Origin of the sequence: Micromonospora echinofusca (assembly GCF_017614955.1) — a bacterium.
Lineage (GTDB): Bacteria > Actinomycetota > Actinomycetes > Mycobacteriales > Micromonosporaceae > Micromonospora > Micromonospora echinofusca_A.
The window spans coordinates 1-15,759 of the sequence record NZ_WVUH01000161.1 but is presented as its reverse complement, the minus strand read 5'-3'; the positions used below and the strand labels follow the sequence as shown (position 1 = coordinate 15,759).

Sequence of the window (15,759 nt, the reverse complement as noted above, 5' to 3'; positions counted from 1 at the left end):
GGTCGGGCGGGCCATCGCCGCCGTCCGCCGGATCGAGGAGGCCGGCGGTGAGGCCCTGGTCCTGGCCGCCGACGTGACCGACGCCGACGACCTGCGGCGGGTACGCCGCGAGACGCTGACCATGTTCGGCGCGATCCACGGCATCGTGCACGCCGCCGGGGTACCCGGCGGTGGGGTCGCCGAGGTCAAGGAACGCGCCGACGCCGAACGGGTCCTGGCCCCGAAACTGCTCGGCACCCTCGCGCTGCGGGAGGCGTTCGGGGACCTGGACCTCGACGCGGTACTGCTCTGCTCGTCGATCACCGCTGTGGCCGGCGGCTTCGGTCAGGTCGACTACTGCGGCGCCAACGCGTTCCTCGACGCGCACGCCCGCAGCGCGCACGGCTGGCGCTCCCGGGTCGTCTCGGTCAACTGGGGTGGCTGGCTCGACGTGGGCATGGCCGCCGAGGTGGCCGCCCCGGCGGCGCTGCGTGGCCGGGAGGCCGGCGAGCCGACCGCCCCGGCCGCAGCGGAGACCGTGACCCCGGTGGGGCACCCGGTCGTGGTGACCCGGCACGACCCCGGTACCGGGGCGCTGCCCTGGTGCGGCGGAACGGTCTCCGCCGCCACCCACTGGGTACTCGACGAGCACCGGATGTCCCCGGTACCGCTGATGCCCGGCACCGGGTACATGGAGATCGCCCGCGCCGCCGCCGAGGCGGCCCTGCCCGGGCGGGGCGACGGCCAGGTGATCGAGTTGCGGGACGTGGTCTTCGTCGAACCGATGCCGGTACCCGACGGCACCTCCGCCGAACTGCGGGTGGTCTTCGAACCCGAACCGGACGGCGCCGAGTTCCAGGTCCGCAGCATCGCCGCCGGCACCACCGCGACCCACGCGCGCGGCGGTGCCGGCTGGACCGGTCCGGAGCCGACGCCGGTCGTCGACCTCGACGCGATCCGGGGCCGCTGCACCCAGGCCGGCGGCCAGGGCGGGGTGGCGCTGTCCAGTCTGCTCACCTACGGGCCGCACTGGCAGAACCTGCGCACCTGGTACACCGGTGACCAGGAGGCGCTGGCGCTGCTGGAGGCGAACGACGTGGTCGCCGCCGACCTGCACCACTGGGTGCTGCACCCCGGCATCCTCGACGAGGCGACCTCGTTCGCCCGGTTCCGGTTGGAGGGGCACTACCTGCCGCTGAGCTACGGCCGGGTGGTGGTCCGCGACCGGATGCCCCGCCGGCTCTGGAGCCACCTGCGGTTCCGCGACTCCGCCGGGGCGGAGGTCATCGTCGCCGACGTGTCCCTGATCGACGACGACGGTCGGGAGATCGTCAGCATCAGCGACTACGTCCTGCGCCGGATCAACCCCGACGCGGTGCACGCCACGGTGACCGCCCGCCCGGCGACCGACCCGGCCGCCGTTACCGCCCCGGCGGTCACCGCCGAACCGGAGGCGGCGGCCGGGCCGGTGGCCACCGACCGACGGGGGATCCGCCCCGCCGACGGCGCCGAGGCGCTGTGCCGGCTGCTGGCCACCCCGCTCGGCGCGCAGGTGGTGGTCACCGCGGTCGCGCTGCCGGCCTTCCTGGCCGAGGTGGGCGGGGTGACCCGGGACGCGGTCGAGGATCTGTCGCCGGACGCGGCGGCGGCCCGCCCGGGCGGCCCGGCCCGGCCCCGGTCGGACAGCTACGTGGCGCCCCGCACCGACCTGGAGGCGACCGTCGCGCGGCTGTTCGGTGAGGTGCTCGGCGGGGACGAGATCGGCGTCGAGGACGACTTCTTCGACCTGGGCGGCAACTCGCTGGTCGCGGTCCAGCTCATCGCGCTGGTCCGCAAGCAGGTCCAGGTGAAGCTGCCGATGCGCAGCCTGTTCGAGGAACCGACCGTGGCCGGCGTGGTCCGCCTCATCGAGCAGGAACGGCAGCACGCCGGTCCCGCCGCACCCGACGAGGGGGCCACCACCATCGCCCGCCAGCCGCGCCGCGCCGACGGCGTCCCCGGGGGCGGCCGGTGATGGACGTACCCGCCCGGCTGGCCCGGCTCACCCCGCAGCAGCGTGCCGCCCTGGAGGCGCGGCTGCTCGCCGGGCCGGGTACGGCGGCGGCCCCGATCCCGCGCCGGAACGGGGTGGACGCCCCGCTGTCGTACGCGCAGGAGCGGCTGTGGTTCCTGCACCGGTTCGACCCGGCCGACACCGCGTACCACCTGCACCTGGTGGAGCGGCTGCGCGGCCCGGTCGACGTCGGAGTGCTGCACCGGGCGGTGGACCTGGTGGTCGCCCGGCACGAGATGCTGCGTACCGGCCTGCCGATCCGTGACGGCCGGCCCGTGCAGGTGCCCGCACCGGCCCGGCCCGTGCCGCTGCCGGTGGTGACGGTGGACGGCGCGACCGCAGCGGACCGCGAGTCGCGGGCCCGGGAACTGGTCAACGAACTGGTCGACGCCCCCTTCGACCTGGACCGGGCGCCGCTGCTGCGGGTCGCGCTGCTGCGGCTCGCCGACGACGACCACGTGTGCTGCCTGGTGCTGCACCACGTCGCCGGGGACGGCTGGTCGTTGGCGGTGGTCGCCGACGAGTTGTCCCGCGCCTACCTGGCCCTGCGCGCCGGGACGGTCCCCGACCTGCCCGACCTGCCGGTCCAGTACGCCGACTACGCGGCCTGGCAGCGGGCCGGCGCGGACGGGCCGGCGCAGACCGCCCTGATCGACCGGCTGCGGGAACGGGTCGGTGCCGCCCCGCCCCTGGTGCTGCCCACCGACGGTCCCCGTCCGGCGGTGCGGACCGCGACGGGCCGGTCGGCGGCGCGGCGGCTCGGCCCGGACCTGTCCGCCCGGATCACCGCGTTGGCGACGGCGGAGAAGGCCACCGTCTTCATGGCGCTGCTCGCCGCGTACCAGGTGCTGCTGGCCCGGCACGCCGGACAGCGGGACTTCCTGGTCGGCTCGCCGATGGCCGGACGGGACCGGCCCGAACTGCGGCCCCTGGTCGGCTGCCTCACCGACACGCTGCTGCTGCGCGCCGACCTGACCGGCGACCCGAGTTTCCGGCAACTGCTGGCCCGGGTCCGCGCCGACGCGCTGCGGGCGTACGCCGAACAGGGCGTCGCCCTGGAACAGCTCATCGCGCACCTGGGTGCCGACCGGGACACCAGTCGTACCCCGCTGTTCCAGGCCATGTTCAACCTCCAGCCGGCCCGGACCGGGCTGCTGGCACTGCCCGAGGTGACGTCGACGCCGTGGGCGCCGGACCGGCGGCACGTCAAGGTCGACGTGGAACTGGACGTCAACCGGTACCCGGACGACCTGGAACTCCAGTTCAGTGTCAGCGAGGTGTTCGACCCGGAGCTGGCCGACCGGCTGGGCGGTCACCTGGCGACCCTGCTCGCCTCGGCGGTCACCGACCCGGACCGGCCGGTGTCCCGGCTGGCGCTGCTCGACGACGCCGAACGGCACCGGGTGCTGTGGGCGGTCAACGACACCGCCGCACCCGTCCCGCCGGGCACGCTGTCCGAGCTGGTCGCCGCGCAGGCCGCCCGGACCCCCGACGCGGTCGCGGTGCTCGACGCCGACCGGCAGCTCAGCTACCGGGAGCTGGACGCCCGGGCCAACGGCCTGGCGTGGCGGCTGCGGGAGCGGGGCCTGCGTCCGCACACCCCGGTGGCGGTGCTGCTGCCCCGCGACGTGGACCTGGTCGTGGCGCTGCTCGCGGTGCTGCGCGCCGGCTGCCCCTACGTACCCCTCGATCCGAGGTACCCGACCCGCCGGCTGCGGGAGATCGTCGCCGACGCCGGGGCGCCGGTGCTGGTCACCCGGGGGGAGGCACCGTGGCCGGAGGTGACCACCGTCGACCTCGACAGCGAACCGCCGGTACCGGCCGGGGCGCCGCCACCGGTCGCGGGTGACCCGGACGACCTGGCGTACCTGATCTACACCTCCGGTTCCACCGGACGCCCGAAGGGGGTCCGGGTACCGCACCGGGGCGTGGTCAACCTGGTCGCCGACGTGACCCGCACCCTGGGCTGCGGGCCGGCGGACCGGTGGTTGTTCCTCACCTCCGTGTCGTTCGACATCGCCGCGCTGGAGGTGTTCGCGCCGCTGCTCACCGGCGGCGCGGTGGTCGTCACCGCAGCCAGTTCGGTGCACGCCGTCGACCAGGTCCGGGCCCTGGTCGACGACCACCGGGTGACCACCGTGCAGGCACCCCCGTCGGTGCTGGCGGCGCTGCTGCCGCAGCTCCCGCCCGGACTGCCCCGGGTGATCAGCGGCGGTGAGGCGCTCCCACCCGGGCTCGCCGCCCGCCTGCTCGACCGGGTCGGTGAGCTGTGGAACTTCTACGGCCCGACCGAGACCACCATCTGGTCGACCCGCAGCCGGGTCCGGCCCGGCGAACCGGTGTCGATCGGTGTGCCGGTGGCCAACACCGCCGCCTACGTGCTCGACGAGTGGCAGCAGCCGACCCCGGTGGGTGGCGTCGGCGAGCTGTACCTGGCCGGTGCCGGGGTGGCCCGCGACTACCACGCCGATCCCGCGTCGACCGCGACCCGGTTCCTGCCCGACCCGTACGGCGCGACACCGGGCGGGCGGATGTACCGCACCGGTGACCTGGTGCGCCGCCGCGCCGACGGGCAGCTCGACTTCGTCGGCCGCACCGACGACCAGGTCAAGATCGGCGGGGTACGGATCGAACCGGGCGACGTGGAAGCCGCCCTCGCCGACCATCCGCAGGTACGCCGGGCCGTGGTGACCGTCCGCGACGACCAGCCCGCCGGCCGGGCACTGGTCGGCTACGTCGACTGGGCCGGCGACGGCGACCCGACGGCGGTGCTCCGCGACCACCTGCGGACCCGGCTGCCGGAGACGATGATCCCCGCCGCGATCATGGTGCCGGACACCTTCCCGGTCCTGCCCAGCGGCAAACTGGACCGGGCCGCGCTGCCCGCCCCGGTCCCGGTGCCGGCGGCGACGCCGTCCCGGCCACCGCGCACCGACAGCGAACTGCTGGTCGCCGAGGTCTTCGGCGAGGTGCTGGGCCGCGCCGGGATCGGCGCCGACGACGACTTCTTCACCCTCGGCGGCACCTCGCTGCTCGCGATCCGCGCGCTCGCCGAACTCGGCGCCACCACCGAACTGGACATCCCGCTGCGGGCCCTGTTCACCCACCGGACCGTCGGCCGGCTCGCCACGGTGATCGAGGAACTGATCACCGCCGACCTCGACCGGCTCTCCGACCAGGAGGCGGCCGACCTGCTCGCCGACCGGGGACGGTCGGCGTGAGCAGCCCACCGGACGTCTCCCCGGGCGCCGGGGAACTCTCCGCGCAGAAACGGGAACTGCTGCGCCAGCGGCTGCGCCGCTCCGGCCCGGCCGCGCCGCGCATCCCACGCCGCCCGGTCGACGCCGGGCCACCACCCCTGTCGTACGCGCAGGAACGGCTCTGGTTCATGGAGCAGTTCGCCCCCGGCACCGGCGCGTACACCGTCCCGCTCTGCCTGCGGCTGCGCGGTGACCTCGACGTGGACCTGCTGCGCCGGGCCGTCACCGCGGTGGTCGACCGGCACGACGTGCTGCGCTACCGGTTCCCGACCACCGACGACGGCGTGCCGCGCGTCGAGGTCGACCCGGTGCGGCCGGTGGAGATCACCGTGCACGACCTCGGTGCGGCCGGCGCGACCCCGGCGGACCGGGAACGCGCCGCCCGGGACCGGGTCGCCGCCGACGCGGCCCGGCCGTTCGACCTGCGTACCGGCCCGCTGCTGCGGGTCACCCTGCTGCGCCTGGCCCCGGCGGACCACGTGCTGCTGGTCGCCACCCACCACACCGTCAGCGACGGCTGGTCCACCGACGTCCTCGCCGACGACCTGCTCGCCCACTACACGGCGTACGCCCGCAACACCGGCCCGCACCTGCCCGACCTGCCGATCCGGTACGGCGACTACGCGGCCTGGCAACGTGACCGGGTAACCACCGGCGACCTGGCGGCGGCCCGGGAGTACTGGCGGCGGCAACTGGCCGGGATCACCCCGCTGGAACTGCCGGTCGACCACCCCCGTGGTGCCGCGCAGACCTTCACCGGCGCCTCGCACCACTTCCGGCTGGACCGCAGCCTGCTCGACGCGCTGCAACCGCTGGCCGACCGGACCGGCGCGACGGTGTACATGACGGTGCTGGCCGCGTACCAGGTGCTGCTGCTGCGGCACACCGGGCAGCCGGACTTCGCGGTCGGCTCGCCGGTCGCCGGCCGGGCACTGCCGGAACTGGCCCGCCTGGTCGGCATGTTCGTCAACATGCTGCCGATGCGGGCCGCCCTCGCCGACGACCCGACCTTCGCCGAGGCGCTGACCCGGGTCCGGGACACCGCCCTGGACGCCTGGTCGCACCAGGACCTCCCCTTCGAACAGGTGGTCCAGGAGTTGGAGACGGTGCGCGACCCGAGCCGGTCGCCGGTGTTCCAGACCGTCTTCGTCCTGCAACCCGAGCCCGGGCAACAGCCGGCCGACGGGTCGCTCACCGCCACCCGGTTCCCGTTCGACCTGCACGCCACCCGCTACGACCTGGAGCTGTACGCGTTCCCGTCGTCGGACGGGCTGGACTGCCTGTTCGTCTACAACAGCGACCTGTTCGCCGCCGAGCGGATCGGCTGGCTGGGCGGGCACCTGGCCGCCCTGCTGACCTCGGCGGCGGCCGACCCGGACCGCCCGGTGTCCCGGCTGGACCTGCTGACCGCACCGGAGGTGGCCGAGGCCGCCCGGCGCAACGACACCGCGCAGGACCTCGGCCCACCGACCTGCCTGCACCGGCTGGTCGTCGCGCAGGCCGCCCGTACCCCGGACGCGGTGGCCGTCCGGGACGCCCGGGGCGCGGTCAGCTACGCCGAACTCGACCGGCGGGTGCACCGGCTGGCCGGCGCGCTCACCGCCGCCGGTGCCCGGACCGGTGACCTGGTCGCCGTGGTCATGGAACGCGGCGTCGAGCAGGTCGTGGCGACCCTGGCCGTCCAGTTGGCCGGGGCGGCGTACCTGCCGGTGGACCCGGACCTGCCGGCGGCCCGCCGGCACCACCTGGTCGAGCGGGGCGGCTGCCGGCTGGCGCTCACCCAGCCCTGGCTGGTCGACGCGCTGGACTGGCCGGACGAGGTGCGCCCGCTGGTGGTCACCGACGACGGGGCCGCCCCGGGCGACGGGGCACCGGACGGCACCGCGCCGGCACCGGCTGCCAGCGCGCCGGACGGCGTCGTGCCCGACCCGGCGGGACCGGACGACCTGGCGTACGTCATCTTCACCTCCGGCTCCACCGGCGACCCCAAGGGCGTGGTCATCGACCACCGGGCCGCCGTCAACACGGTCCGGGACATCAACCGGCGTTTCGCGGTCGGCCCCGCCGACCGGGTCCTGGCCGTCTCCGCGCTCAGCTTCGACCTGTCCGTGTACGACGTCTTCGGCCTGCTCGCCGCCGGCGGCACCCTGGTCATGCCGGAACCGGCGGCGGCCAAGGACCCGGCCGCCTGGGCCCGCTGGGTCCGCGACCACCGGATCACCGTCTGGGACTCGGTACCCGCCCTGATGGAACTGCTCGTCGAACACGCCGAGCAGGACGGCGCCGACCTGACCTCGCTGCGCCTGGTGCTGCTCTCCGGCGACTGGATCCCGCTGGACCTGCCCGACCGGATCCGCGCCGTCGCCCCGCACGCCCAGGTGATCAGCCTCGGCGGCGCCACCGAGGCCGCCATCTGGTCGATCTGCTACCCGGTCGACGCGGTCGACCCGCAGTGGCGGTCCATCCCGTACGGCACCCCGCTGGCGAACCAGAGCTTCCACATCCTGGACCGGCACGGCCACCCCGTACCGGTCGGGGTCACCGGCGAACTGCACATCGGCGGCGTCGGCGTGGCCCGGGGCTACTGGCGGGACCCGGAGCGCACCGCGGCCAGCTTCGTCCACCACCCGGTCACCGGGGAGCGGCTCTACCGCACCGGGGACCTGGGCCGGTACCGGCCGGACGGGGTGATCGAGTTCCTCGGCCGACGGGACAGCCAGGTCAAGATCCGGGGCTACCGGATCGAGCTGGGTGAGATCGAAGCCCACCTGTCCCGCTGCCCCGGGGTCGCCGATTGCGTGGTGAGCGTGCTGCGGCAGGACGGCGGACAGCTCCTCGTCGGGTACGTGGTACCCCGCGACGGTGCCGCACCCACCCCCGCCGAACTGCGCGGGTACCTCACCGAACGGCTCGCCGGGTACATGGTGCCCAGCCACTACGTGACCCTGCCCCGGCTGCCGCTGACCGGCAACGGCAAGGTGGACCGCAACCGCCTCCCCGCGCCGCAGGCGGTCCCCGCGCCCGGTCCCGCCGTGGCCGGCGACGACGACACGGCACCCGTCACCCCGACCGAGCGGGCCGTGCTGGCGGTGTTCCGGGAGACCCTCGCGGTGGCGTCGGTCGGCCTGGACGACAACTTCTTCGACCTCGGCGGGCACTCCGTCGCGGCGATCCAGACGGTCACCCGGCTACGCCGGGCCCTGCCGGGCGACCCGGACACCGCACCGGTGTTCGGGGTGACCGACCTGTTCCGCCACCCCACCGTGCGGGAGTTCGCCGCCCTGATCGACCGGTCGACCGACGGGCCGGCCGACGAGACCCCCGGCCTGCGGATGCTGCACCGGTTGACCCCCCGGTCGGCCGGCACCCCGACGGTGACCTACGTCTGTGTGCCCTACGGCGGCGGCCAGCCGATGGTGTACCAGCCGCTCGCCGACGCCCTGCCCACCGACCGGGCGCTGTACGCGGTGGCGATCCCCGGACACGACCCGACCCGGCCCGACGAGGTGACCGAACCGATCGAGGTGACCGCCCGGCGCTGCGCCGACGAGATCGCCGCGCACCTCGACGGCCCGCTGGTCCTCTACGGCCACTGCGGCATCGGTGGGGCGCTGGCCGTGGAGACGGCCCGCTGCCTGGAGGCCGCCGGCCGGGACCTGACCGCCGTCTGCGTGGGTGGCATCTTCCCCTTCGCCCGACCGGCCGGCCGGATCGCCGGGCCGCTGTCCCGGCTGGTGCGCTTCGACCGGCTCGGCGGCGACCGGGCCTACGAGAACCGGCTGCGGGCCACCGGCGGCGACGTCGCCGGCCTGGAACCGCAGCAGGTCAGGTTCATGATCGCCAGCCTGCGGCGGGACTCCCGCCTCGCCGAGGACTACTTCACCCGGCTGCTCGCCAGTGACCCGACGCCGCTGCGGGCGCCGATCGTGTCGGTGGTCGGCGAGCGGGACGTCGCCACCGACTTCCACGCCGAGCGGTTCCGCGAGTGGCACTTCCTCACCGCCACCACCGCTCTGGTCGTGCTCGACGAGGCCGGCCACTACTTCCTGCGGTACCGCGCGCAGGAACTGGCCGAGATCCTGACCGGCGCCCCGGACACCGTGGCCACCGCGACCGCGACCCGGATCGACACGTACACCGTGGACTCCGCGCCGCGCGGGGACCGGCCGGGCTGGTGGACCCAGTCGGTGTCGCTGGCCGGTACCCGGCCGGACGCCGCCACACCCGACCAGGCCGGCCCACGACCGGGCCTGGGCCGGTTCCTCACCGTCGCGGTGAGCCAGCTGGTGTCGTTCACCGGTACCGCGCTCACCGACTTCGCCCTGCCGCTGTGGGTCTACCTGACCACCGGCTCCCTCGCGCAGTTCGCCGTGTTCATGATGCTCGCCATCGTGCCCGGGGTGTTCGTCGCCCCGCTGATCGGCGCCGTCGTCGACCGCGCCGACCGGCGCCGCGTCATGATCGCGGGCAGCTGCGCGGCCGGTACCGTGCAACTCGTCCTCGGGCTGCTGGTCTGGACCGACAACCTGGCGATCTGGCACACCTACCCGCTGGTGACCCTGCTGTCGGTGGCGTTGACCGCGCACCGGCTCGGCTACACCACGGCCGTCCCGCAGCTGGTACCCAAGCAGTACCTGGGCCACGCCAACGGGCTGGTGCAGCTGGCCAACGGCATCGCCCAGTTCGTGGCGCCGCTGGGTGCGGTGGCCCTGCTGTCCACCATCGGCCTCGGCGGCATCCTGCTCTTCGACCTGGTCGGCTTCGTGGTCGGGATCAGCATCCTGCTCGCCACCCGGTTCCCCCGCACCATGGCGTACACGCCGCGCGAACCACTGGCCACCGAGATCGCCCAGGGTTTCCGGTTGTCCTTCGGCAACCGGTCCTTCCGGGCGCTGATCGGGTACTTCGCGCTGCTCAACATCCTGCTCGCGCCGCTGCTGATGTCGCTGATGCCGCTGTCGCTGTCGTTCGGTGACATGTCGACGGCGGGCACCGTGTCGTTCATCGGGGGTGGGGGCGCCGCACTCGGCGGACTCGTCGTCGCCTTCTGGGGCGGCCCGGCCCGGCGGCGGGTCCGGGGCATGCTGCTGGTGTCGCTGCTGTTCGGCGTCTTCGGCGTGGTCGCCGGGGTGCACCCGTCGGTACTCGTCGTCGGGCTCGGCGCCTTCGGCCTGTGGGGCACCCTCTCGGTGGTCAACGGCATCTATCTGACGGTCGTGCACGTCAAACTGCCGCAACGGTTCCACGGCCGGGTCATCGCCCTCAACCAGGCGGTGGCGTGGTCCACGCTGCCGGTCGGGTTCGCGGTCGTGGCGCCGCTGGGGGAGCGGCTGCTCCAACCGCTGATGACCGATGACGGCGCGCTCGCCCCCACCGTCGGCGCGGTCATCGGCACCGGCCCGGGCCGGGGACTCGGCCTGCTGTACGTCCTGCTCGGCGTGGCGCTCACCGCCCTGGTCCTGGCCGCGTTGCGGACCCGCGCCCTGCGGCACTTCGACGACGAGGTCCCCGACGCCGATCCCGACGACCTGGTCGGCGCGCGGACCGTCCAGGCCCGGACCGCCGGGCCCGCACCTGCCCCCGATCGAGGAGTGGAGCACGCGTGACCGCCGAGCCCGATGTCTTCCCGGCCGCCTCCGGGCAGGAACGCATGTGGTTCCTTGCCCGCCTGGAGCCCGACCTCGCGGTCTACAACGTCAACCTGTGGATCCCGCTGCCGCCCGACTACGACCTGCCGCTGGTCCGCGAGGCGTTGACCCTGCTGGTCCGGCGGCACGAGGTGCTGCGGACCACGTTCCGGCTGGACACCGCCGAGCCGGGCACCGGTGCCGGTGCCGACAGCACCGACGGTGCCGCCGCCCGGGGTGGCGTCGTGCAGCTCGTCCACCCCGACGCCGCACTGGACGTCACCGCAACCGACCTGCGGGACCTGCCCGCCGCCGAGCGGGAACCGGCCTTCCACCGGCTGGCCCGGGCCGACGCCGCCCGACCGTTCGCCCTGGACCGCGCCCCGCTGTGGCGGGCCCGGCTGGTCCGGCTCGCCGCCGACGACCTGCGGCTGATCTGGATCTGCGACCACACCGTCTTCGACGGCGCCTCCTCGGACCCGTTCGTCACCGAACTGCTGGAGTGCGCCGCCGCGCTCGCCGAGGGACGCCCGCCCCGCCTGGTCGACCTGCCGATCCAGTTCGCCGACTACGCCGTCTGGCAGCGCGGACGCCTCACCGACGAGCGGGTCGCCACCGAACTGGCGCACTGGCGCCGGGTCCTCGCGGACCTGCCCGACGAGCTGGGCCTGCCCACCGACCGGCCCCGCCCGCCGGTGCGCAGCTACCGGGGCGAGGTGCACCGGTTCGCCCTGTCGGCGGCCCTGACCGCCCGGGTCGAGCAGTGGTCGCAGCGGCGCGGGGTCACCCCGTTCATGACGCTGCTCGCCGCGTTCAAGACCCTGCTGTCGCGGTGGGCCGGGCACCCGGACATCGTCGTCGGCTGCCCGATGGCCGGTCGGGCCCTGCCCGAACTGCAACCCCTGATCGGCATGTTCGTCAACGCCGTCGTCATCCGTACCGACCTGGGCGGCGACCCGGGCTTCACCGACATCGTGCACCGGGTCCGCGCCGCCCTGCTGGAGTCGATCGACCACCAGGAACTGCCCTTCGAACGCATCGTGGAGGACCTCCAGCGCACCCGGGACCTCAGCCGGCCGCCGCTCTACCAGGTCGCGTTCAACCTGGTGCCCTCGGACACCCGGGGGCAGATCGCCAACGGCACCGTCAAGGTCGACCTGGCCCTGGACCTCAACGTCCGGGACGGGCGGCTGCACGGCCGGTTGGAGTACGCCACCGACCTGTTCGACACCGCCACGGTGCAGCGGCTCGCCGACACGTACACCACCCTGCTCACCGCCGCCCTCGACGACCCCGACCGGCCGATCTCCCGGCTGCCGCTGCTCACCGCCGCGCAGCGGGCGGCCGTGCTCGCCGCCGGCCACGGTGCGGACGTACCGTTGCCGGCCCCGGCGCTGCTCACCGACCTGCTGGACGCCCAGGCGCGGCGTACCCCCGACGCGGTCGCCGTGGTCGCCGGCCCGGACACCCTCGGTTACGCCGCGCTGCACACCCGGGCCAACCGGCTCGCCCACCGGCTACGCGAGCGGGGGGTGGGGCCGGAGACCCCGGTGGCCGTCTGCGTTCCACGCCGCCCGGACCTGGTCGTCGCGCTTCTCGCGGTGCTCAAGGCCGGCGGGGTGCTGGCCCCCCTCGATCCCGACCACCCGCCCGCCCGGCTGGCGTTCCAGCTCGCCGACTCCCGGGCCGCCGTCGTGCTCACCACGCACGACCTCCGCGAGCGCTTCGCCGCCCACGACCAGGTGACGGTGGTACCGGTCGACGAACCTGACCGGCAGCCGGGGCCGGACACCCCGCCGCCGACCGACCTGCACCCGGAGCACGCCGCGTACCTGCTCTACACCTCCGGTTCCACCGGCCGCCCCAAGGGGGTGCTCACCAGCCACCGGTCGCTGGTGAACCGGCTGGCCTGGATGCAGCAGCGGTTCCGCCTCGGCACCGACGACGCGGTGCTGCACAAGACCTCCGCCGGCTTCGACGTGTCGCTGTGGGAACTGTTCTGGCCGCTGGTCACCGGGGCCCGGCTGGTCCTGGCCGCCCCCGACGGCCAGCGCGACCCGGGGTACCTGCGCGACGAGATCGTCCGCAGCGAGGTCACCACCGTCCACTTCGTCCCGTCGATGCTGGAGCTGTTCGTGTCGACCGACGGGATCGAGGCGTGCCGGTCGCTGCGCCGGATCGTCTGTAGCGGCGAGGAACTGACCCGGAGCCTGGCCGAACGCTGCCGGCAGCGGCTGCCGGACACCGGGCCGCACAACCTGTACGGCCCGACCGAGGCGGCGATCGACGTCTCCGCGTGGCCGTTCGACCCGGCCGTACCCGGACCGGTGCCGATCGGCCGGCCGGAGGCCAACACCCGGCTGCACGTACTCGACCGGTGGCTGGAACCGCTGCCGGTCGGCTTCCCCGGCGAGCTGTACCTCGGCGGGGTGCAGCTCGCGCGCGGCTACCTGGGCCGCCCCGGCCGGACCGCCGGGGTGTTCCTGCCCGACCCGCACGGGCCGGCCGGTGCCCGGCTGTACCGCACCGGCGACCTGGCCCGGCTGCGGGCCGACGGTGCCGTGGAGTACCTGGGACGCACCGACGCGCAGGTCAAGGTGCACGGCGTCCGGGTCGAACTCGGTGAGATCGAGAGCGTGCTGGTCGGGCACCCGCAGGTACGCCGGGCGGTGGCCGCCATCCGCGACGACGCGCCCGGCGGTCGGGGCCTGGTCGCCTACGTCGACTGGGCCGGCGAACCCACCGACGCGCCGGCACGCCTGCGTGAGCTGCTCGGGCAGCACCTGCCGGTCACCCTGCTGCCGCAGGCGTTCGTGCTGACCACGGACTTCCCGACGTCGCCCAGCGGCAAGGTCGACCGGGCGGCGCTGCCGGCCCCGGCCGGTACCGACCGTACCCAGGTGGCCGCCGCGTACCAGCCGCCGGGCACCCCGCTGGAGGAGGAGTTGTGTGCCCTCTGGGCGCAGCTGCTCGGCCGGGACCGGGTCGGTGTCGCCGACGACTTCTTCGAACTGGGCGGGCACTCGTTGCTGGCCGTGCAGCTCGTCGGCCGGCTGCGGGAACGTTACGGGGTGGAGTTCCCGCTGCGCCGCTGTTTCGAGGTCACCACGGTGGGCGGGCACGCGCTGGAGATCCTGGCGCTGCGCCTGGCCGACACCGACGCCGAGGCGCTGCTGGCCGCCCTGGAGGCGGGTTCCTGACCGGCCGTGCCGCCGGTCGCCGGCCCGGGGACGGGCCGCCGACCGGCGGGCGGTGCGGCCGGGTCAGCCGGTACGCCACTTCTGGTTGGCGGTACCCGCGCACTCCCACAGTTGCAGGCGGGCACCGTCGTTACCGTTCCAGTCCTTGATGTCGACGCACTTGTTCGCCTGCGGGTTGACCAGGTCACCGGCGGCCGAGAGGACGAACTGCTGGGCCGGGTTGCCGCTGCAGTTGGCGATCTGGATGACCGCGCCGTTGTCCCGGGAACCCCAGGCGACGTCCATGCACTTGTTGTTCTGGATACGCAGCGTGCCGCCGGTGAACGTCCAGGCCTGGGCGCCGGTGCCGTTGCAGGTCCAGGTCTGCAACGGCACGCCGTCGGAGAAGTTCGAATTCGGCACGTCGATGCACTTGTTGTTCCAGTTGCTGATCAGCCGGGTCGTACCGCCACCGCCGGTGGTGGTCAGGGAGAGCCCGTACACGCCGAGGATCTCGTTGACCGGCTGGAACCACATGGTGCCCCCGGTGGTGCAGTTGCCCGTACCGCCGGAGGTGACGCCCTGGGCCTGGTTGCCGGAGAGCCACGCGCCCCCGGAGTCGCCCCCCTCGGCGCAGGCGTTGCTGCGGCTCAGGCCGGACACGGAGCCCTGGGCGTAGGTGATGGTCTCGTTGCGGCCGAGGATCGTGCCGCACCGCCAGCCGGTGGTGCGCCCGGAGCGGCACACCGAACTGCCGATCACCGCGTCCTGCGATCCGGCCACCCCCACGTTGCCGCCGGCGTAGTTGTTGACCCAGGGCTGCGGGGTCCAACTGCTGTTGGTCCGGACCCAGGCGTAGTCGTTGCCGGGGAACGAGGAACCGGCGAAGGTGCCCTGGGAGACGTTGTTGTAGCCGAGGGTGGGGCTGCCGGTCCCACCGCAGTGGCCGGCGGTGACGAAGCCACCCGCGACGGCGAAGCCGACGGAGCACAACGTGTTGCCGTTGATGACGAACTGGTCGCCGCCCCGGATGTCGTACACCGGTCGGGGCGCGTCGGGGGAGTCGACGTACCGGACCACGCGCGGGTCGGCGCCGCTGCCGGCGACGAACGCCCGCGCCCTGGTGGCCGAGCCCGGCGGGACCAGCACCACGACGCTGTTGGTCGGCACGTCGACGTACCACCCGTGCACGGTGCCCGGGTCGGCCCCGGCGGCGCGTCCGTCGAGGGCGTTGCGTGCGGTGTCGAGGGTGTGCCGGCTGTGCCGGACGACGACCGCCTCGGCGCCCCCGGCCCGGACCGTGGCGACGGCGGACGGGTCGGTGACGGCGACGGTCAGGCGCCGTCCGTCGGCCGGGATCCAGGCTCCGGCGTACCGGGTACCGAGTTCGGTGCGCAGCCGTGCGTCGACGACCGGGGCGGCGGCCTCGACGCGGAGCCGTTCGGCGATCTGGGCGTCGGTGAGTCGCAGGTCGCGGCGCATCGCCTCGCGCATGCCCGGCGCGAGCGTGAGGTCCCCGGCGGTGACGCCGGCCGGGGTGTCCCGTCCGGCCGGGGTGGTGTCGGCGGCGAGGGCGGGGGCGGTCAGGCCCGCCAGCGCGGCGGTGACCGCGCCGACCGCGAGTGACCGTAACGTGCGGATCATGGGGTCCTTCCTTCGGT

General features: G+C 74.6%; 5 protein-coding genes. 4 read left to right on the top strand and 1 reads right to left on the bottom strand.

Going from position 1 to position 15,759, the window contains the following annotated elements; all coding sequences use genetic code 11:
• The 4 genes from GSF22_RS18650 to GSF22_RS35745 form a co-directional block, all read left to right on the top strand.
• A partial coding sequence (locus tag GSF22_RS18650; RefSeq protein WP_208814904.1) for an SDR family oxidoreductase occupies nucleotides 1-1,993 on the top strand: 1,993 nt, incomplete at its 5' end.
• On the top strand, nucleotides 1,993-5,253 hold the full coding sequence (locus GSF22_RS18645; protein WP_244367679.1) for a non-ribosomal peptide synthetase: 3,261 nt from the start codon (nucleotides 1,993-1,995) through the stop codon (nucleotides 5,251-5,253). The genes GSF22_RS18650 and GSF22_RS18645, both read left to right, overlap by 1 nt.
• Nucleotides 5,250-10,898: a non-ribosomal peptide synthetase/MFS transporter gene (locus GSF22_RS18640; protein WP_208814902.1), complete on the top strand. Its 5,649-nt coding sequence runs from the start codon at nucleotides 5,250-5,252 to the stop codon at nucleotides 10,896-10,898. Before GSF22_RS18645 ends, GSF22_RS18640 begins: the two co-directional genes overlap by 4 nt.
• Nucleotides 10,895-14,119, top strand: coding sequence for a non-ribosomal peptide synthetase (locus GSF22_RS35745; protein ID WP_208814901.1), 3,225 nt, complete (start codon nucleotides 10,895-10,897; stop codon nucleotides 14,117-14,119). The genes GSF22_RS18640 and GSF22_RS35745 overlap by 4 nt, the downstream gene beginning before the upstream one ends.
• Before the next feature lie 63 nt (nucleotides 14,120-14,182).
• Here the strand turns inward: GSF22_RS35745 and GSF22_RS18630 are convergent, their stop codons facing one another.
• On the bottom strand, nucleotides 14,183-15,742 hold the full coding sequence (locus GSF22_RS18630; RefSeq protein WP_208814900.1) for a ricin-type beta-trefoil lectin domain protein: 1,560 nt from the start codon (nucleotides 15,740-15,742) through the stop codon (nucleotides 14,183-14,185).
• Nucleotides 15,743-15,759 lie beyond the last annotated feature (17 nt).

Bases quoted from the DNA above. Each gene is read 5' to 3' on its own strand.
- GSF22_RS18645 (WP_244367679.1), top strand. From the start codon at position 1,993: ATGGACGTACCCGCCCGGCTGGCCCGGCTCACCCCGCAGCAGCGTGCC.
- GSF22_RS18630 (WP_208814900.1), bottom strand. From the start codon at position 15,742: ATGATCCGCACGTTACGGTCACTCGCGGTCGGCGCGGTCACCGCCGCG.